This is a genomic window from Mycobacterium sp. NPDC050853, assembly GCF_040653875.1.
Lineage (GTDB): Bacteria > Actinomycetota > Actinomycetes > Mycobacteriales > Mycobacteriaceae > Mycobacterium.
On record NZ_JBFAGW010000011.1, the window covers coordinates 41,836 to 61,207 of the forward strand.

At 64.9% G+C, this 19,372-nt stretch carries 19 protein-coding genes and 1 tRNA gene; 6 read left to right on the forward strand and 14 right to left on the reverse strand.

Going from position 1 to position 19,372, the window contains the following annotated elements; all coding sequences use genetic code 11:
- Positions 1 to 4: 4 nt before the first annotated feature.
- The 8 genes from AB0H22_RS24075 to pheS all read right to left on the reverse strand — a co-directional run bounded on the left by AB0H22_RS24075 (position 5) and on the right by pheS (position 9,639).
- Positions 5 to 493 carry an arginine repressor gene (locus AB0H22_RS24075; RefSeq protein WP_180750068.1) on the reverse strand — a complete coding sequence of 163 codons (489 nt, stop codon included), beginning with the start codon at positions 491 to 493 and terminating at the stop codon, positions 5 to 7.
- Positions 490 to 1,431, reverse strand: a complete 942-nt coding sequence (gene argF, locus AB0H22_RS24080) for an ornithine carbamoyltransferase (RefSeq protein WP_180750067.1) — start codon at positions 1,429 to 1,431, stop codon at positions 490 to 492. The genes AB0H22_RS24075 and argF overlap by 4 nt, the downstream gene beginning before the upstream one ends.
- Positions 1,428 to 2,618, reverse strand: coding sequence for an acetylornithine transaminase (locus tag AB0H22_RS24085; protein ID WP_358149646.1), 1,191 nt, complete (start codon positions 2,616 to 2,618; stop codon positions 1,428 to 1,430). Before AB0H22_RS24085 ends, argF begins: the two co-directional genes overlap by 4 nt.
- Positions 2,615 to 3,487 (reverse strand): acetylglutamate kinase, encoded by an 873-nt coding sequence (gene argB, locus AB0H22_RS24090; RefSeq protein WP_180750065.1) that lies wholly within the window; start codon positions 3,485 to 3,487, stop codon positions 2,615 to 2,617. Before argB ends, AB0H22_RS24085 begins: the two co-directional genes overlap by 4 nt.
- Positions 3,484 to 4,683, reverse strand: a complete 1,200-nt coding sequence (gene argJ, locus AB0H22_RS24095) for a bifunctional glutamate N-acetyltransferase/amino-acid acetyltransferase ArgJ (RefSeq protein WP_180750360.1) — start codon at positions 4,681 to 4,683, stop codon at positions 3,484 to 3,486. Before argJ ends, argB begins: the two co-directional genes overlap by 4 nt.
- A 74-nt stretch (positions 4,684 to 4,757) precedes the next feature.
- Positions 4,758 to 5,801 (reverse strand): N-acetyl-gamma-glutamyl-phosphate reductase, encoded by a 1,044-nt coding sequence (gene argC / locus AB0H22_RS24100; protein ID WP_180750064.1) that lies wholly within the window; start codon positions 5,799 to 5,801, stop codon positions 4,758 to 4,760.
- Positions 5,802 to 6,112: 311 nt separating this feature from the next.
- Positions 6,113 to 8,608 carry a phenylalanine--tRNA ligase subunit beta gene (gene pheT / locus AB0H22_RS24105; RefSeq protein WP_358149650.1) on the reverse strand — a complete coding sequence of 832 codons (2,496 nt, stop codon included), beginning with the start codon at positions 8,606 to 8,608 and terminating at the stop codon, positions 6,113 to 6,115.
- Entirely contained in the window at positions 8,608 to 9,639 is a 1,032-nt protein-coding gene (pheS, locus tag AB0H22_RS24110) for a phenylalanine--tRNA ligase subunit alpha (protein ID WP_358149653.1), read from the reverse strand. The genes pheT and pheS overlap by 1 nt, the downstream gene beginning before the upstream one ends.
- Before the next feature lie 83 nt (positions 9,640 to 9,722).
- Here pheS and AB0H22_RS24115 point away from each other — a divergent pair, with 83 nt between their 5' ends.
- Genes AB0H22_RS24115 through AB0H22_RS24125 form a run of 3 tightly spaced genes read left to right on the forward strand, consistent with a single transcriptional unit; the run spans position 9,723 to position 12,179 of the window.
- A complete protein-coding gene (locus tag AB0H22_RS24115) occupies positions 9,723 to 10,148 on the forward strand; it encodes a DUF6653 family protein (protein WP_358149656.1) in 426 nt (141 codons plus the stop codon).
- A 49-nt stretch (positions 10,149 to 10,197) separates the two neighbouring features.
- Positions 10,198 to 11,679: an Ada metal-binding domain-containing protein gene (locus AB0H22_RS24120; protein ID WP_358149658.1), complete on the forward strand. Its 1,482-nt coding sequence runs from the start codon at positions 10,198 to 10,200 to the stop codon at positions 11,677 to 11,679.
- A complete protein-coding gene (locus AB0H22_RS24125; protein WP_180750059.1) occupies positions 11,676 to 12,179 on the forward strand; it encodes a methylated-DNA--[protein]-cysteine S-methyltransferase in 504 nt (167 codons plus the stop codon). Before AB0H22_RS24120 ends, AB0H22_RS24125 begins: the two co-directional genes overlap by 4 nt.
- On the opposite strand, the gene AB0H22_RS24130 is transcribed toward AB0H22_RS24125, so the two are convergent.
- Positions 12,136 to 12,915 carry a rhomboid-like protein gene (locus AB0H22_RS24130; RefSeq protein WP_358149660.1) on the reverse strand — a complete coding sequence of 260 codons (780 nt, stop codon included), beginning with the start codon at positions 12,913 to 12,915 and terminating at the stop codon, positions 12,136 to 12,138. The two genes, AB0H22_RS24125 and AB0H22_RS24130, sit on opposite strands and share 44 nt — an antisense overlap.
- A gap of 18 nt (positions 12,916 to 12,933) precedes the next feature.
- Positions 12,934 to 13,935 carry an adenylate/guanylate cyclase domain-containing protein gene (locus AB0H22_RS24135; RefSeq protein ID WP_358149663.1) on the reverse strand — a complete coding sequence of 334 codons (1,002 nt, stop codon included), beginning with the start codon at positions 13,933 to 13,935 and terminating at the stop codon, positions 12,934 to 12,936.
- Positions 13,936 to 14,165: 230 nt separating this feature from the next.
- On the opposite strand from AB0H22_RS24135, the gene AB0H22_RS24140 reads away from it, so the two are divergent.
- From AB0H22_RS24140 to AB0H22_RS24150, 3 genes are all read left to right on the forward strand, one after another.
- Positions 14,166 to 15,281 (forward strand): oxygenase MpaB family protein, encoded by a 1,116-nt coding sequence (locus AB0H22_RS24140; protein ID WP_358149665.1) that lies wholly within the window; start codon positions 14,166 to 14,168, stop codon positions 15,279 to 15,281.
- 472 nt (positions 15,282 to 15,753) lie between these two features.
- Complete coding sequence (locus AB0H22_RS24145) at positions 15,754 to 16,356, forward strand: MspA family porin (protein ID WP_255485922.1); 603 nt, start codon at positions 15,754 to 15,756, stop codon at positions 16,354 to 16,356.
- 11 nt (positions 16,357 to 16,367) lie between these two features.
- A complete protein-coding gene (locus AB0H22_RS24150) occupies positions 16,368 to 16,922 on the forward strand; it encodes a hypothetical protein (RefSeq protein ID WP_180750055.1) in 555 nt (184 codons plus the stop codon).
- A gap of 74 nt (positions 16,923 to 16,996) precedes the next feature.
- Here AB0H22_RS24150 and AB0H22_RS24155 read toward each other — a convergent pair.
- From AB0H22_RS24155 to rplT, 4 genes are all read right to left on the reverse strand, one after another.
- Positions 16,997 to 17,070 (reverse strand) — tRNA-Cys (locus tag AB0H22_RS24155).
- 70 nt (positions 17,071 to 17,140) lie between these two features.
- Entirely contained in the window at positions 17,141 to 18,097 is a 957-nt protein-coding gene (locus tag AB0H22_RS24160) for an oxidoreductase (RefSeq protein WP_180750054.1), read from the reverse strand.
- 66 nt (positions 18,098 to 18,163) lie between these two features.
- The gene (locus tag AB0H22_RS24165; protein ID WP_180750053.1) at positions 18,164 to 18,916 is read right to left on the reverse strand and encodes an RNA methyltransferase; all 753 of its coding nucleotides are present in this window, start codon (positions 18,914 to 18,916) and stop codon (positions 18,164 to 18,166) included.
- A 32-nt stretch (positions 18,917 to 18,948) separates the two neighbouring features.
- The gene (rplT, locus tag AB0H22_RS24170) at positions 18,949 to 19,338 is read right to left on the reverse strand and encodes a 50S ribosomal protein L20 (protein ID WP_180750052.1); all 390 of its coding nucleotides are present in this window, start codon (positions 19,336 to 19,338) and stop codon (positions 18,949 to 18,951) included.
- Positions 19,339 to 19,372 lie beyond the last annotated feature (34 nt).

Consider the following 19,372-nt stretch of genomic DNA (forward strand, 5'->3'; position numbering starts at 1 on the left):
CTTATTAAGCAAGCTGTTCGAACTGTGCGGCGAGCTGGGCTCCGGTCAACGGTTCGCGGGCGATCACCGCAATGGTGTCATCCCCCGCGATGGTCCCGACAATGTCGGGTAGTGCAGCGCGGTCGATCGCGCTGGCGAGATAGTGCGCGGCACCGGGAGGCGTGCGCAGTACCGCGAGATTACCGCTGGCATCGGTGGATACCAGCAGCTCCCCCAGCAACCGGGAGAGCCGGTCGGTGCCGCCCGATACACCGCGGACGGGACTACCGTCCTCGGGTACTACGTACACCCCCACCCCGCCGTCGGCCGCACGGAGTTTGACGGCACCGAGCTCATCGAGATCCCTGGACAAGGTGGCCTGGGTGATTTCGATGCCCTCGGCCGCCAACAGGGCCGCCAATTCGCCTTGGCTGCGCACTGATTGGGTGGATAGGAGCGCCACGATGCGGGCCTGGCGTCCCGCCCGGGTATCGGCCGCGTGTGCGGCTGTCATCGCCTGTTCTCCAACAACCAGACCAGCAATGCCTTTTGTGCGTGCAGACGGTTCTCGGCCTCATCCCACACCGCACTCTGCGGACCATCGAGCACCTCGTCGGTGATCTCGTGGCCGCGATGCGCGGGAAGGCAGTGCAGTACAACGGCTTCGGTATCCGCGAGACCAAGGAGCTCGTCGTTGATCTGGAACGGCCGGAATGGGCGGACCCTGTCGAGCCCGTCGTTCTCCTGTCCCATGGAGGTCCAGGCGTCGGTGACGAGTACGTCGGCACCGGCCGCGGCCGCCGCCGGGTCAGCCGTCACCGTCACCGTCGCTCCGGTGTTTGTGGCGATCTTCTGAGCCTCGGACACGTACTTGGGGTGGGGCGCAAACCCGCTCGGTGCGGCGACCGTGACATGGATACCGGCAGTGACCCCGCCGATCATCAAAGAGTGCGCCATATTGTTCGCGCCGTCACCGAGATAGGTCAGACGCAGCCCTGCCAGGGAGCCCTTGCGCTCTGCGAGCGTTTGCAGATCCGCAAGGACCTGGCAGGGGTGGAAGTCGTCGGACAGGGCGTTGACGATCGGCACCGTGGAACCGGAGGCCATGGCGGTCAGGCGTTCCTGCGCGTAGGTGCGCCACACGATGGCTTCTACGTAGCGGGACAGCACCTGTCCGGTGTCTTCGAGGGTCTCCTCGCGGCCCAGCTGGGTGGTGCGACTGTCGACGACCACCGCGTGCCCGCCCAGCTGGGCGATGCCCATCTCGAAAGAGAAGCGGGTTCGGGTGGAGTTCTTCTCGAAGATGACGGCCACCCCATGCGGGCCCTCAAGCGGCCGCCGCGAGAACGGCGCCTTCTTGAGTTCGGCGGCCAGCGTGAGGACTTCGGCCTGTTCGGCAGGTGACAGATCGTCATCCCTCAGAAAATGCCTGATGTTTCCCGCCGGGTTCATGCCAGCTCCTGTTCTGCTGCGGTGTCGAGGATGCCAGGCAATGCGGCGACAAACTCCTCGATCTGTTCGTCACTGATGATCAGCGGTGGGGCCAGCCGCAGCACATCGGGTGCCGCGGCATTGAGAAGGAAGCCGGCATCGCGTGCCGCGGCCTCGGCGGCCTTGGCGCGCTGTTCGTTCAGGACGATGCCAAGGAGTAGACCGGCACCGCGTACCCGCGCGACCAACGGATGGTGCAGCCCTTCGATGGCGTGGCTCAAGGACTTCCCCGCCGCAGCGGCGTGGTCGACGAGATTCTTCTCATCGAGGACGCGCAGTACCGCCAGGGCCGCCGCGGCACAGACGGGATTGCCCCCGAATGTGCTGCCGTGCAAGCCCGGAGTGAGCAGATCCGCGGCCGCTCCGGTCGCGATGCAGGCACCGATGGGCAACCCGCCGCCGAGTCCCTTGGCCAGGGTGACGACATCGGGGGTGATACCCACCTGTTGGTGGGCGAAGAATGTTCCGGTGCGTCCGATTCCGGTTTGCACCTCATCGAGCACCAGGAGTGCACCGTGGCGCATGGTGATCTCTCGTACGCCAGCGAGGTAACCCTCCGGCGGGACCACCACACCGCCTTCGCCCATGATCGGTTCCAGGAAGACGGCGGCGGTATCGCCGTCGACTGCCGCCTCGATGACGGCCAGGTCGCCGTACGGTACGTGTACTACCCCGGCGGGCAGTGGCTCGAACGGCGCCTGCTTGGTCGGCTGGCCGGTGAGTGCAAGCGAACCCATGGTACGGCCGTGGAAAGCACCTTCGGCCGCTATGACTTTGGTGCGTCCGGTGAGCCGGGTCAGCTTGAACGCGGCCTCATTGGCCTCGGTACCGGAATTGCAGAGGAACACCCTGCCGGGCACGCCCAATCGTGCGATCAGCGCCTCGGAGAGCTCGATGCCGGGCCCCGTCGCGTACAGATTGGAGGTGTGGCCGAGCGTGGAGAGCTGGTGCGTGACGGCGTCGATGACGGCTTGATTGCGGTGGCCCAGAACATTGACGGCGATGCCGCCCAACAGATCCAGGTATCGCTTGCCGTCGACGTCGGTGACGACGGCGCCATCGCCCTCGGCAAGAACAACCGGTGGTGTCCCGTAGTTGTTCATCATGACGTGTTCCCAGCGCTGCTGAGTCTGACTGGTGTTGCTCATGATTGGCTCCTGACGATCGTCCCGATGCCCTCGTCGGTGAATAGCTCGACCAGCACGCAATGTTCGACGCGTCCGTCGATGATGTGGGCACTGGGAACCCCGCCGTCCACCGCCCGCAGACATGCCTCGATCTTGGGGATCATCCCCGACTCCAGACCGGGGGCGAGCTCGCGCAGATCCTCAGCCCCGATCTCGGTGACAAGTGAGGTGCGGTCGGGCCAGTCGGTGTACAGACCCTCGATATCGGTGAGCATCAGGAGACGTTCGGCGCCAAGGGCTTCGGCGAGCGCGCCGGCCGCGGTATCGGCATTGAGGTTGTGCACCACACCGTCGGCGTCGGGTGCGAGGGTGGACACCACGGGGATCCGCCCGGCGTCGATCAGGTCGAGGATCGCTTCCGGATTCACCTGTGCCACATCGCCGACCAGGCCAATATCGGTCTCTACGCCGTCGATGGTCGCGGTACGCCGGACCGCCGTGAACAGTTGTGCGTCCTCGCCGGTGATGCCGACCGCATACGGTCCGTGACCGTTGATCAACCCGACGAGCTCACGACCGACCTGGCCGAACAGCACCATGCGCACGATATCGAGGACTTCTGGTGTGGTGACCCGGAATCCGCCCTTGAACTCGCCCGATATGCCGAGCTTTTTCAGCATCGACGTGATCTGGGGGCCGCCGCCATGCACGACGACCGGGTGGATACCGCAGTTACGCAGGAACACCATGTCCTCGGCGAAGGCATTCTTCAGCGCATCGTCGGTCATCGCGTTACCGCCGTATTTGATGACGACGATGGTGCCGTGCAGCTTCTTGAGCCACGGCAGCGCGGCCGCTAGGACTTCTGCTTTTTCTTGGGAAGCCTTCATGAGCTGTACGCCGAATTCTCTTCGACATAGGCGTGCGACAGATCGGTGGTACGGATGGTCGCCGTCTGGTCTCCCGCCGCGAGGTCGATGAGCACCTCGACATCCGGCCCGGACAAATCGATGTCGCGGGCACCCGGCACGCCGGTGCAGTTGGCACACACCAGATTTCCGTTGAACGATACCGTGACACGATCCGGGTCCAGGTCCACCGGCGCCATCCCCACCGCGGCGAGCACCCGGCCCCAGTTGGGGTCGGAACCGAACAGGGCGGTCTTGACGAGGCTGTCGCGGGCGACGGTCCGGGCGGTGGCGACAGCGTCGTCCTCGCTGACCGCGCCGGTGACGGTGATCAGGATCCGTTTGGTGACGCCTTCGGCATCGGACTGCAGCTGCGCGGCGAGGTCGTCGCAGACCTGGAAGACCGCCTCGGCGAATTCTTGAGCGTCAGGTGCGATCTCGCTTGCGCCGGAGGCCAGGAGAAGCACGGTGTCGTTGGTGGAGCAGCTGCCGTCGACATCGAGCCGGTCGAAGGTGCGTGCAGTTGCTGCCCGCAGCGCGGAATCGAGCTGCCGGGCGGGCACGGCGGCATCGGTGGTGATGACCACCAGCATGGTGGCCAGGGAGGGCGCCAACATGCCCGCGCCCTTGGCCATACCACCTACTGTCCAGCCGGCTTTATGGTGTAGTGCAACCTCTTTGGGCACGGTATCGGTGGTCATGATGGCGTGCGCGGCATCGGTCCCGCCGCCCAGGCCGCCGGCCAGTTCGTGCACGATTTCCTGCACTCCGGCCAGCACCTTGTCCATGGGCAGCCGATCGCCGATGAGGCCGGTGGAACACACGGCGACCTCGATGGCGCCGGTCTCGGTGCCCCAGTCGCTGAGGGTCTTCGCGACCTCTTCGGCGGTGGCGTGGCTGTCCTGGAATCCCTGCGGTCCGGTACAGGCATTGGCCCCACCGGAATTGAGAATCACGGCGCGCAGGCGGCTCGTGGTGAGTACCTGCTGCGTCCACAGCACCGGGGCCGCCTTCACCTTGTTGCGGGTGAACACTCCTGCCGCGGCATAATCCGGCCCCTCGTTGAAGACCAGCGCGAGATCTGGCTTGCCAGAAAGCTTGATACCAGCGGTGATTCCAGCCGCCTTGAATCCTGCGGGCGCGGTGACGCCCTGGGTGCGCAGCAGTGGTGATGTCATGGCATCAGTCGTGGATGAGCCGCTCGCGGGAAGACCATCGGTCGTGGATGAGCCGCTTGCGGGAAGACCATCGGTCACGGTGCCACTCCTACGATGGTCAGACCATCGCCCTCGGGCCACCCGAGTGCGAGGTTCATGGATTGAATCGCGGCGCCGGCGGTGCCCTTCACCAGGTTGTCGATGGCCGCGATCGCGACGAGTACGCCGGCGTCGGGGTCCACGGCGAGGCCGATATGGACGGCGTTGCTCCCCGAGACCGCCTTAGTGGTCGGTAACTTTCCCTCGGGCAGCAGATGGATGAACGGTTCGTCGCGGTACGCCTCTTCGTACGCCTCGCGGATCTTGGCTTGGGTTGCGGTAGTCGGCGCGGTGCAGGTGGCGAGGATCCCGCGGGGCATGGGGACGAGGACGGGGGTGAACGAGACCGTCATCGGCTTGCCCGATGGATGATTCAGTCCCTGTGCGATTTCCGGGGTGTGGCGGTGCGCACCGGCGATGTTGTAGGCGCGCGCCGATCCCATCACTTCGGAGGCGAGCAGGTCGGCCTTGGGGGCGCGTCCCGCACCGGTGGTGCCGCTGACGGCCACCACGGTGACCGACGGCTCCACCAGACCCGCCGTCACCGCAGGGGACAACGCCAGTAGCGCCGCTGTCGGATAGCAGCCGGGAACCGCGACGCGTTTGGTGCCGTGCAAGGCGTTCCGTGCGCCCGGAAGTTCGGGAAGCCCATAGGGCCAGCTGCCCGCGTGCTTTGACCCGTAGTACCGCTCCCACGCCGCGGTATCGGTCAGCCGAAAGTCGGCGCCGCAGTCGATGATGAGGGTCTGTGGCCCCAGCTCGTCGGCGATCTTCGCCGAAGATCCGTGCGGTAGCGCGAGGAACACCACGTCATGGCCCCGCAACAGTGTGGGATCGGTGGGCTGTAGTTTGTAGTCAGCCAGCGGTGTCAGGTTGGGATGATGCTCGAGGACGTCGGTTCCGGCATTCGAACCGGCGGTCAACACCCCGATCCGCAGGCGGCCCGCAGCGTATGCCGGATGCGACAGCAGTAGGCGCAGGATCTCACCTCCGGCGTATCCGCTGGCACCGGCGACCGCGACCGAGAACCCACTAGTCATAGCGACAATTCTGTATCTTTATGCAGAAGAACGCAAGTTTATTCGTCACGGGTTCTCGCCAAAAGGTATCTACGCAGGCGAATCGCCGAAAACCGCAGCATGAGTAGGTTCTCGCCGAGAAATGTTCACGTAAACCTCAAGTTGAGCTCAACGGTGTAATGCGCGGTGGCCACAGTTACGGTGGAGATAGCTGGCGAATGTGCCGGCAGTCAGAAACGAACGAGAAGGGAGCCTTCCATGTCGGATCGTGCCGATCGTCAGCGCCAGGAGCAGCACCGCGAGCAGGCTGACCAGCGAGGCAAGTAGACCCGCTACGCGCGTTGGGTCGCCCCGACGCGCGAAGCCGCAGAAGCCACCGCCGCCACCCGTGCGGCGGTGGCTTCGTCTTCTGTGAGGGTGCGATCCGCTGCACGGAAACGTAGCCGGAAGTTCAGCGATTTGTTGCCCTCGCCAATCTGCGGTCCGGTGTAGATCTCCACCAGCCGCACATCTTCGAGCAACTCCCCCGCCCCGTCGCGCAACGCATCGGTGACGGCATCTGCCGGCACCGTCTCGGCGACTACCAGTGAGACATCCTGAAGAACCACCGGAAACGGCGAGATCCTTGGCGCAGGAAGAGGATTGGTGACAGGAAGCGCATCAAGACTCAATTCCAGGGCGCAGGTGCGCTTGGGCAGTCCGAGACGCTCGATCACTGCAGGATGCAGCTCGCCGGCATGGCCGATCACCTGGCCGTCGGCCACAATCTCTGCGCAGCGCCCGGGATGCCAGGGCAGTACCGCACCGGCCCGCAACGACACGTCGACGTACGCGGCACGCCCGATGATCCGGGCCGCCTCTAGTGCATCGGTGACATCGGCGGCACGTCCGCGGCCCCAAGGTCCGCTCGGCTCGCGGGCCCCGGCCAGCACGAGTGCCACGTGGACGGGCTGTGCGGGCAGGGATTCGAATAGTGCCTTCAGCTCGGCATCGGACGGGCGGTCGGTGACGTCGAGCAACGGGATGGCGCGGGTCGTCTCGGTTGGCCGTACGACCTGGCCGATGGTGAACAACGCGATATCAGTGGCACCACGAGAGATATTGCGTGACAACGCCTCCAGTACACCGGGCAACAGGGTGCTGGCCAGCTCCGGGCGATCGGATTCCAGTGGGTTGAGCACCTTTGTGGTGCGTCGCCGTGGATCCTCGCTGTCCAGACCCCACGCGTCGAATATCCCGGCCGGTAGAAACGGCATCGGCAAGATCTCGGTGTACCCGTTGAGCGCCAACGACTTCCCCACCGCACGGCGACGCTGTTGTGCGGGCGTGAGACCACCGCCCTGAGGTGCGGCGGGCAGGATCGATGGGATGTCCTCCAAACCTTCGAGTCGCAGCACCTCCTCGACCAGGTCTGCGCCCTCGATGATGTCCGGGCGCCAGCTCGGCGGCGTCACCCGCAGTGTGTCGCCCTCGGCTGTCTTGTCTCGGCTGACCACGGCGCCGATCTGGCGGAGCCGGCGTTCCACCACGCCATCGGCGTATTCCACGCCGGCGACACGCGCCGGCAGTTCGACCGGGATGGAAATGATCCTGTTTGCGCTGTCGTCCAGGTCTTCGGCGGTCCAGTCCGTCAGTTCGGGGGGCGTGGTTCCACCGGCGATATCGCGTAGCAGCGAGGCGCAACGGTCAAGCGCGGCAGCCGATATCGCAGGATCCACGGAGCGTTCATAGCGACGCCCGGCCTCGCTGTGCAGGTGTAGCCGGCGTTGGGTGCGCAGCACTGAGGCCGGGTCCCATACCGCGGCCTCGAGGAGCACATCGGTGGAGTCGTCGCGCATCTCGGTGCTTCCGGCGCCCATGACACCACCGATGGCGGTGACCCCGGCGTCATCGACGATCAGGACATCTCCAGGCTCGAGCTTGCGTTCCGCGTCGTCGAGCGTGACCACCGTTTCATCCGGGGTCGCGAACCGCACCCGGAAATCGCCCTTGATCCGCGCCTTGTCGTGAGCATGCATCGGGTGCCCGATTTCGAGCATCACGTAGTTGGTGACGTCGACGGCGGGCGAGATCGCACGGATACCGCAGAGCATGAGCCGCCGCTGCAACCACCATGGCGATACCGCCGACGGATCGATACCGATGACCGGGCGTAACCCGAAGCGCTTGACCCCGGTTCCGGTATCGATATGTACGGGCAGCGACGGCCTATCGGCCGCAAGTGGCGTTACAGCAGCGGGATCGGCGAATTCGAGGTCGTACGCGCACGCTAGATCGCGTGCCAGCCCGCGAACGGATAGGCAATATCCCCGATCGGGGGTGATCGACAGATCGAAGACCGCGTCGTCCAGCCCGACCACCTCGGTGGCGTCGGCGCCGGGCTCGGCGGTGCCCGGTGGCAACACCAGAATTCCAGAGGATTCAGGGCCCAAACCCAGCTCCGTCGTCGAGCAGATCATCCCGTCGGATGTGTGTCCGTAGGTCTTGCGGGTCGCAATGGTGAAGTCGCCGGGCAGGGTGGCACCCGGAAGTGCCACCACCACGAGGTCGTCGACAACGAAGTTGGTAGCACCACAGACGATTTCACGCGGCTGGGACTCTCCCACATCCACCAGGCAGAAGCGGATCGGCTTCTTGAACTCGGCAAGTTCGGTGATCTCGGCGACCCGTCCCACCACGAGCGGTCCCTTCACAGGGCCGGGAACGATCACCTCTTCGACCTCGTGGCCGATGCGAATCAGTGTTTCCTCGATACCGGCCGGGGGGGCCGAGAATTCCGGAGCGCCGACGCGGAGGACCTCGATCAGCCAGCTGTAGGGAATGCGCATCAGGCACTCACCCCGAACGGGAGGCTGAAGCGCACATCGCCCTCGATCATGTCGCGCATATCGGGTAAGCCGTTGCGGAACTGCAGGGTGCGCTCCAGGCCCATGCCGAACGCGAAACCGCTGTATTCAACGGGGTCAATACCGCTGGCCCGCAGGACATTTGGATTGACCATCCCGCAACCACCCCATTCGACCCAGCCGGCGCCGCCCTTCTTGTTCTCGAACCAGACGTCAACTTCGGCGGAGGGTTCGGTGAAGGGGAAGAAGTGCGGCCGCATCCGGGTGTGTGCCTGTGCCCCGAACATCGCCCGGGCGAAGGCGTCAAGGGTGCCCTTGAGGTTGGCCAGGGTCAGCCCGCGGTCCACGGCGATCCCCTCTACCTGATGGAAGGCCGGCAGATGGGTGGCGTCGATTTCGTCGGTCCGGAAGGCGCGCCCCAGGGAGATCACGTACACGGGCAGGTCGCGCGCCAACAGGGTGCGTACCTGAACCGGTGAGGTGTGCGTGCGCAGCACCTGTCGGGAGTCCTCGGGTGCGACGTAGAAGGTGTCCTGGGTACTGCGTGCCGGGTGATCCGGCAGAAAGTTCAGGGCGTCGAAATTGAAATGTTCGGTCTCGACCTCGGGACCATCGGCCACCTCCCACCCCATCGCGACGAAGGTGTCGGCGATGTGTTCGGACAGAATAGTGATGGGATGGCGCGCTCCGATGGCCTGACGCGTCGAGGGCAGCGTCACGTCGAAGCGTTCTGCCACGAGCACAGCAGCATCGCGCTCGGCGCGCAGCGCCTCCAGTCTGTCGTCATACGCTTGTTGTGCCTGTGTGCGTGCGGTGTTGACGAGCTTTCCGGCCTCGGACCGTTGATCCTTCGGCAGCGCGCCCAATGCCTGGCGGGCCAGCGCCAGCGGGGACTTCTCCCCCAGATGGTCGATCTTCGCCTGCGCGAGGGCGTCTAGGTCGCCTGCGGCGTCGAATGCGGCGCGAGCAGCACCAACGGCGCTGTTCAAGGATTCCTCAGAGTGATCAGCCACGGATGCCGATCATAGGGTAAGGCGAGTTAACCACCTTCCGGTCATACCGGACGGGCACCATGGCAGTCGCCTAATGTCGAGATGTGAATGGCGCCGCAGTACGCCGCTGGATCTTCGACAGGCATTGCCACCCGGTGAGCGCGTGGTCACGCTGGGCGACAACACCGCTGTTGCTCTTCCCGGTGTGGACCCGGCGGTGGCGCTGGTCGCTCCCCATCATTGTCTGGCTGGTGATCAACCCCATCGTCACGCCAACGCCCCGCGATGGCAGCTCCTTCGCCACCCGAGCGATACGTGGCGAGGAAATCTGGATGACCAAACCCACATCGGATGCCGCACTCACCGGTTTGAGCCTCCTCGGAGGTATTGCGCTGTTATCGGCGCTTGCGGCCGCCTGGCGGCGCTCGGCGATCGGTGCGATAGCGGGAACAGCGATGTCGATGACGATCACCTTGCTGGCGTGGCGCCGCTACGCCCTGATCTGGGACGAGAACCAGTCCCAACGGTAATGTCCGATTTCCGCTAGCACTCCGCCGTGGGCGCGGGCATGCTCAAAGCATGGAGCTTGAAGCGGAGGCCTGTTATCGGGCAGTTCAGTCCCGCGATACCCGATTCGACGGACAGTTCTACACAGCGGTTCGCACCACCGGTATCTACTGCCGACCGTCCTGCCCGGCCATCACACCGAAACGTCAGAACGTCTCCTTCCATCCCACCGCGGCCTCCGCACAAGCCGCCGGATATCGCGCTTGCCGGCGGTGCCTACCGGATGCGGCGCCTGGATCTCCACTGTGGAACATCAAGTCCGACTTGGCTATCCGCGCGATGCGCCTCATCGGCGACGGCGTGGTCGAGCGTGATGGAGTCGACGGATTGTCGCGTGCGCTCGGATACTCGAGTCGCCAGCTCAACCGGGTACTGCTCGGCGAGCTGGGCGCGGGCCCACTGGCGCTGGCGCGGGCGAACCGGGCCACCACGGCTCGTTTGCTGATTCAGCGCACCGATCTGTCTATGTCTGATATCGCATTCGCCGCAGGCTTTTCCAGCATTCGGCAGTTCAACGACACGATCGCGGCCGTTTTCGCGACGACACCCTCGAAGCTGCGTACTGAAGTCCCCCGCAAAGACACTGCCGCGGCGGCGCCAATCCCTGGTGGAGTCAGCCTCAAACTCCCTCTGCGGCTGCCCCATAACGTCGCATGGTCAACGTGGCTGTTGGAACATCATTGCGCTCGTGGGGTCGAGGATTTCTCCGACGGGCGGTACACGCGAGCGCTGCGGATGCCGCATGGCCCGGTCATCGCGACCTTGACGGTGTCGACGGATCAGGTGCGGGCGGACCTGCAGCTCACCGATATGCGGGACCTTGCTCCCTCGGTGGCGCGACTGCGTCACCTCCTCGACCTCGATGCCGATCCTGCCGCCGTCGACGACGCTCTGCTGTCCAATCCCGCACTGGCGCCCCTCGTCGCCGATGCGCCCGGTGTCAGGGTTCCCGGCACCGTCGATGGGTCAGAACTGCTGTTGCGCACCATGATCGGTCAGCAAATCTCCGTAGCCGCGGCCAATACCGCGACGGGATCTCTGGTTGCCGCGCTCGGTGAGCAGGTGACCGACACGACGGGTCGGGTGACGCACCTCTTTCCCACAGCCGACGCTGTCGCCGCGGCCGGAGCTGGGGTGATGGCGGGTCCCGCCGCGCGGATCGAGGCTGTCATACGGGCCGCCGAGAGTCTCGCGGCAGGCAAGCTGGAGCTGCATCACGGGATGACCGCCACAGATCTGCGTCGGCAGCTGTTGGACATCAAGGGAATTGGGCCGTGGACTGCCGACTACGTGGTGATGCGTCAACTCGCGGATCCCGACGTGCTGCTCGAACACGATCTGGTGCTGCGCCGCGGCGCAGCCGCCGAGGGTATCGACATCGCCGCCGCCCGCGGCTGCTCGCCGTGGCGGTCCTATGTGTCCATGCACCTGTGGCGCAAGGGAATCGCGGCCCAAGCTCGTCCACGCACCCGTAAGCCGAAAGGAACCTCATGAGCGACTACGCGACCCTTACCACCCCGGTGGGGCCATTCACCGCAATCGTCGACGGTGCGGGGACCGTTCTCGCATCGGGATGGACGGACTCCCCCGAACTGCTGCGCTCGCTGATTCATCCGACGTTGCGGCCGCAGACCCTGAGCCACAGGCGTGACCTCGGAAAGGTCACCAAGGCGGTCACGGACTACCACGCGGGCGATCTGACGGCCATCGACCCGATCCCCGTCGCCCAGCATTCCGGGGACTTTCTCGTGCATGCCTGGGACGTGCTGCGGATGGTCGGCCCGGAAGCGCCCATCACCTATAGCGAGTTCGCGGTGCGCGCCGGGCGGCCCGCCGCCATCCGCGCCGCCGCTAGCGCCTGTGCGCGCAACGCCGCAGCGTTGTTCGTCCCGTGCCACCGGGTCTTACGTATCGGCGGTGCACTGGGCGGCTTCCGCTACGGCCTTCCCGTCAAGCGATGGCTACTTGATCACGAGGCCGCCGCCGCGCGTTGACCCACTGGGTGACGAGCACGGCGGCAATAGCGGTGGGTGCCGCCGCCGCCAGCGTCGGGCCGTCCTCCGCGAACATCATCAGAGCAAAGAGGCCGCCGAAAGCCAGCAGCGACAAGCGAAGTGCGGTCCAGTGCGGGGCGCGCCGCGGAAGAGGCGGCAGGGTCCTTGCGACCAGCATCCCGAGGATCAGCGCTATCAGGTGTCCGACCTCGGTGAACATCTGGTTGCACGCGATGGACACCACGCCCACCGTGATCCATCCGATCACCCAGGACGCACGCCATCGCGATGGAATCGACGGCGTCAACGCCCCGAGGACTGCCGCGGTGCCGTAGCTCATCCCCACATCGCTGACCCGCGCGATGGATACCGGAGCCCAATGCAACCAGATCGCCAGGGCCAACCCGAGGCCGACGATGAGGGTTGTTCCGATATGCCCCAGCGCGAAGGTCAGTGCCAATCGTCCACTGTGCCATTGCAGTTCAGCGAGGGCGAGGATGCAGACAAGGCCTGGAAGCCACAGGTAGATCGGTCCGGCGTCGGTGACAAACGCGCTGCCGATAAGAGTGCCCAGGCGTCCCTGATGGAGATTGTGCAGATTGGTGCTCGCGTGCGCGACGACACGGTCCTGCATCCGCGGCCCCTCCAGGACCAGCACGGTGGCGACCGCGACCAGGGCGGCCGCATAACCGATGGTCACTCGTAGCCGGACTAGCGCGGCCCAGACTCTCCGCATGACCCATGATCGCACCGGCTAGACGCGACCGTCATCCCCCGCGGCTGGCAGTTCCCTGCGAGTTTCGAGCAGGTACATCTTCATGTTCTCGGGCACTCCGGCCGGCCTACTGGAGAACAGCGGGCGTCGTACGGGCGTCGGTGTGAGTCCCAGGTGATCGAGAAGCGCCAGGGGCACCTTGGCCAGCGCGGGTTGCGAGATGGCCAGCCCGCCCTTCGCGGCACTCTCCATGACACGGGCCGCGATGTTCACGTCGACTCCAAGCCAGTCCGAACCGATCCGCTGGGGCGTGCCCGAGTGGATACCAATCCGCATCACCGGCGTATATCCCTGGATCTCAACGTTTCTCAATGCCTCGCGGGCGGGAATGATTGCGCGCAGGGCGGTCACCGGGTCGTCGAAGACCGCCATGATGCCGTCGCCCATGCGCTTGACGACCTGGCCACCGGCATTGAGGATGGGCGGCTCGGCGACGGATGCGACGCGGCGCAGCAATTTGAGTGTCGCGTCGTCACCGGCTTCGAGTGCCCACCCCGAGAACCCGACGAGATCGGTGAAGACCAGCGTGACCTCGCGATTCGCCGGTTGCTTGCTGACCCTCTCGGTGAGGGCCTGCCAGAGCTGTAGGGCACCGAACCCGAACTCTCGGACCGCGGTATCCCTGTCGGTCACCAGCCGGTCCGCGGCGCGCGCGACGGCACTCGCCCCGCCAAAACCGCTGGTGGACAGCGGATCACCGAAATACGGATCGCCAGGCAGTGAACGCCGGGCACGACGTACCGCCGCCACCACTGCGGGGTCCCGATCCATCTTGCGAAACCAGATACCGGCTCGTGCGATATGGCGGGACGCGGGCTCCCCGGGGGTAACGGAGCCGTCCTCGGCCTCATCTGCATCTAGCGAGTCCAGGACGTGGTCATGCCGCACAGGCCCACGGGTGCGACCTCGCCTGCGCTTACGGACCTCAGAGTCATGCTCTCGGTCCGGTTCGGCATCGAGGCCTGACGGCTCGACATCCACGGGATCAGCCTATGTGCTGGGGTGGGTAGCGGCAATCTTGTAGTTGCCAGTGTCGCTATGTCCGCGCGCGTCTCCCCAACCACCCGGTCGCTATCTGTCGGTGCTGGTAGCGGCGACGTGGAGCTTCGGACACGGTTAACAAACGGTTCTCACCACCGTTGACGTACTCATTGACAACGTCAGTTGTCACCAATAACGTGCGTGATAGGCACCACAAAGGAGGGTCAACGATGACATCCGCCACTGCCGATCGGGGTACCCACAGGTCCGCGCCTGCGCGCTCGCCCGACAGGCGTTCGATCGCAGAACCGTTGCGCGAAATCGATCAGGACGATGTTCCGCAACCACTTGGTCCAGATTCGCTAACGTGGAAGTACTTTGCGGATCTGCGCACCGGATTGCTCGGTGTGTGGATCGGGTCCATCCAGAACATGTATCCGGAGCTGGGTGCCGGTGTGGAGAACCATTCGATACTGCTCCGCGAACCCTTGCAGCGAGTGACACGCTCCGTCTTCCCCATTATGGGCGTGGTCTACGACGGTGATCGTGCCGCGGACACCGGACGTCAGATTCGCGGCTACCACGACACCATCAAGGGCGTCGATACGAAGGGGCGGCGATACCACGCCCTCAACCCCGAGACCTTCTACTGGGCGCACGCGACGTTCTTCATGCTCATCATCAACACCGCGGAGTACTTCTGCGGCGGGCTCACCGAGGCCGAGAAACGTCAGCTCTTTGCCGAGCACGTCCAGTGGTACCGGATGTACGGCATGAGCATGCGACCGGTGCCGAAATCGTGGGAGGAGTTCCAGGAGTATTGGGAGCGGGTTTGCATCGACGAACTGGAGATCAACCGCGCGACGCTGGATATCTTCCAGATCCAGATCCCCAAGCCGAGATACGTACTGATGCCGGACTTCCTCTGGCATCAGATGTGGGCGCCGGCCCGAGCATTCCAAAACTGGGTTGCCGCCGGGGTGTTCAATCCGTCGGTGCGTGAGAAGGCCGGAATGCGTTGGACACCAGGTGACGAAGTGCTGCTACGGCTGTTCGGTAAGGCGGTGCAGCTGGCGTTCAGCCCGCTGCCCGACGATATCCGGCTGCACCCCCGCGCGGTATCGGCATACAAGCGCTCCCGCGGCGAGTTGCCTCCCGATGCGCCCCTCGTAGAGGCGCCGAAGATCACCGCGCCGCCCAGGGACCGACGGGGGCTGCCGATGCACTACCTGCCGCAGTCAGCCCAGCCCAGGTCACTCATGGCACGCGCCGGCGAGTTGTTACATGCCACCTTTTCGCTGGCATCTCCCCCTTGGGCAATTCGGGGTGCTCGCGAAGTCCCGTAACACCTGTTTACGCAGCTTTTACAGGGCCAAACTATGGCGTAGACCACATTTTCGCGGTAGGTATTTCTGTCGCCTGACAGACGAAATTAGCTCGTCCGGACAAGGGGTTTACTCCCCTGTGGGCGGTTCGACACCCGCCGTTCACTGGGTGATTGACGCAGCATAAGAACACATTCGGACAGCCTGTCCTTTGTTGATCGCCGGCGTCCAGCAACGCGTCATCAACTCACAATGAACGAAACTAGAAAGTGAGCACGAGTGTTCCCGACGGCGATTCCTGTGAGTGGCCTGTGAAAAACGATCTGCGGCGCCGTTTGAGCAGGCGTATCTTTCCGTCAGCTCACATAACGGACTCATCACACCGACACGTAATCGACGACGCTGCGATAGCTCCCAAACTCAGGTACCGGTCCATATCCGCAAGGGGAAACGAGGCACTCACATGGCAGTACTCCCACGCACGGCCGCCGTCATGGCGCTGTTCACCGCGATCTGCACTCTGGGAACGGCAACCGCGCACGCCGATCCGGTGACGATGGCGCCCCAGACCTACACCAAGGTAACTCGTGACGGGTGGACTCTGGTTATCCGGAGCGACCACGAGACGATCAACTCGGTGCCCAACCTGGCCGAGGCCTCCAACTCTCGGGAGGCGTTCGTGACCTTCGACGCGACCGCAATCGCCACCGGTGGGTCCGCGCCGATCACCGACAGCCTCTTTATCGCGGGATATCAACTCGGTTGTCAGACAGACGTTTCCAGCGGTCTGCAGATCGGCGGCACCGGAGGCCTGGCGGGATCGGCGGGCTATAGCGGCGGCCCGAGCGTCGGCGGCTCCGGCGGTGTGGCTGGTTTCGTGCAGACCATCCTGCAGCCCGGTGTGATCACCGATCTCCCCTTGGCCAATATGGCTCTGAGCGACGGTGGCAAGGCTATGCTCGATGTCGATAACCTGCACATCAAGGCGGATGCCTGCGGCGGCGATGTCACCATCCGGTCGTACGTCTACTTGCGGATCTCGACAGCCTCCGCCCACACCTCGTTCGCCGTTTACGGCGACCCGATGAAGATCTAGGGAGGGCTCTCGTGCCGAAACGAAAGATTATCGTCACTGCGGCCGGTGTGGCCGGGGCCCTGGCGCTGGCAGGGCTCACCGCGCCGATGGCGGCGGCCGACCCGCCAGGCATCCCATTTGTGCCTGGCGTCCCCGCTCCCCTGCCCGCCACTCCGGGAAGTTATACGTACATCTATAACAACTTCCCGGCCGTCGCTCCTGCCGCCGTGGACGCACGCGGTGTGAAGATCGCGGCCAACGCCGATCCTGCGGCGGGCGCTACTGGGCTCCCCGGGAGCAAGCTGGGCAATAGTGCCCACCCCGCCAACGTGTTGACCTCGTCCAGTACGCGATACGGAATCCAGGGCGGCGCAACGCCGGCCGCGCCGGCAAGCACCACGGGCGTCCAATTCGGCGCAGGGAACGAGAATCCGGCTTTGGAGGATCCGCATGGCCAGGCGCCAGAGAGCGCCGCAGCGGTCGAGCCCACGGCTCCCACAGTGATGCCAGGGGCACCAGCCGCTCCAACGCTGGAGTCCGCTGACGGACAGCCGCCGAAAGCGGCGGAAGCGCCCGCCGGCGGTTAGATCTTTAGATCTGGAGCCAGTGACCAACAGTTACGAATCATCGGGTCAGCCTATCGGCTGACCCGATGATTCGTTGGAGCGAGTGACGGGACTCGAACCCGTGTGAACGGCTTTGCAGGCCGGTGCCTAGCCTCTCAGCCACACCCGCGTCGAGCAACGATGATGCCGAACTGCGGTGCGCGACACGAGTGTTGGACTCAGGGTGATCCCAGTGCGTCCTATCCGGTGAGGCGGGAGTAATCCGCGCCGGTGAGCTCCACCGACTTCTCCCATAACCGGGCCGCCAGCTGCGCGTCGCGTGACTCACCGGAACGGGGCGCGCGCCTCACCGGTCCACGCATACCCTGAAGCTGCGTGGGTCCGAGGTAATCGTCGGGCCGAACATCGGGCATGGACGCCGCGTACAGCTCGGACTCGGCGCCCTGGCGCTCGTCCTGCAGCACCACGCCCATGCCGAAGTAGAAGGCCTTCTGCAGCCCCGGAATCTTCGGGATCATGGAATCGAACAGGTTCGTCGCGGCCACACCGGGGTGCACATTCACCGACACCAGCGAGGACCCGGCGGTCGCGGCCTTGCGGGCCAACTCGGAGCCGAACAGCATGCACGCGAGCTTCGAGGCCCGGTAGGCCGTCATCCGGTTGTACCGACGCTTGGTGAAGTTCAGGTCATCGACCTTCAGGTTGTTGCGCCCTTGCGCGTGTGCGACGCTGCCCAGCGAGATGACCCGCGGTGCGTCAGCGGCCAGCAGCGAGGGCAGCAGCGCGTCCGTCAGCACGAAATGACCGAGGTGATTGACACCGATCTGCATCTCGAATCCTTCGGCGGTGCGCCGCAGCGGGATCGCCATGACGCCGGCGTTGTTGAGCAGCACGTCAATTGTGGGTGCCTGCGTGCGGATTGCATCCGCGGCGGAGCGCACGGACGCAAGGCTGGTGAGGTCCAGCTCCACGAGCGCATGGTCGGCATTCGGTCCGAGGGCGCGCACCTTGTCCAGGGCGGCTTTACCGGTCTCCTGGTTGCGGCAGGCCAGCACCACGCGGGCGCCGGCGCGGGCCAGGGCCTCGGCGGCCACGAGTCCCAGGCCGTTATTGGCGCCGGTGATGACGTGGGTCTTGCCGGACTGGTTGGGGACGTCCGACTCGCGGAAGCGCGTGATCTTCAGGGGCTCCGACATCAACATTCCTCAATCCATGGAAGTTACTAGTACTGGTTGTTACGGCTTTGTGGATAGTACTGGAGGCTATTGACCGCGGTGCATCCGAGCCGTGGCGTACAGGCAAATCGACGCAGCGCTGGCCAGATTGAGGCTCTCAGCTCCCCCGCGCATCGGGATGGTGATTCGGTGTGTGGCCAATGCGACCGTCCCCGCGTCCAATCCGTGCGCCTCATTCCCGAAGATCCACGCGCACGGGCCGGACAGGACGGTTTCGGCATCGTCGAGGGAGAGATCACCGTCGAGCGTGGTGGCTAGAATCGAAATATCCTGCCCCGAAAGCTCTTTGAGGATGCTGTCGACGCTGTCTTCGGCCACCACGGGGATATTGAAGATGCTGCCTGCCGAGGCGCGCAGGGTCTTGCCGTTGAACGGGTCGACGCTGTTTCCTGCGAGAATGACCGCGTCGGCGCCCATCGCGTCGGCAACCCTGATCAGCGTGCCTGCGTTGCCTGGTTCCGAAATATCAACCGCGACAACGATTAGTCGCGGGGAAAGTGCCGCGATCTCGGGCCATTGCCTCGCAATGGAGTGGCACACCGCCACCAACCCGACTGGGGTAACGGTGTCGGACAACGCCTTGGCGGCCCGATCGGTGACGAGACGGATGGGAGCTGCGGACAGCAGGTCTGCAAATCGATCTGCCGCGGACTCGGTGACGAAGACCTGTTCGACCGCGCCGGACCGCAGCGCGGCCTCAATGAGGTTCGGCCCTTCCGCCAGAAAAAGACCGGCCCGCCGACGCGCGGCGGGCCGGTGCAATTTGACCGCGTCGATCACTGTCTGTGATCGCTCGGTCAGAAGTGCGTCGCTCAGGCGGCTTCCCCGGCCGGAGCATTGACATCCTCGGGCAGCGCAGCCTTGGCGACCTCGACCAGCGCGGTGAACGCGGCCGCATCGCTGACGGCCAGCTCGGCGAGGATCTTGCGGTCGACCTCGACACCGGCGATCTTCAGGCCCTGAATGAAGCGGTTGTAGGTGATGTCGTTGGCGCGGGCCCCGGCGTTGATGCGCGAGATCCACAGCTTGCGGAACTCACCCTTGCGGGCGCGACGGTCCCGGTAGGCGTAGGTCAGCGAATGGAGCTGCTGCTCCTTGGCCTTCCGGTACAGGCGTGACCGCTGACCGCGGTAGCCCTTGGAGGCCTTCAGGATTGTCCGGCGCTTCTTCTGGGCGTTGACGGCCCTTTTCACGCGTGCCATATGTTTGTTCCTTCTAGTGATGCAGTGTGGTGCT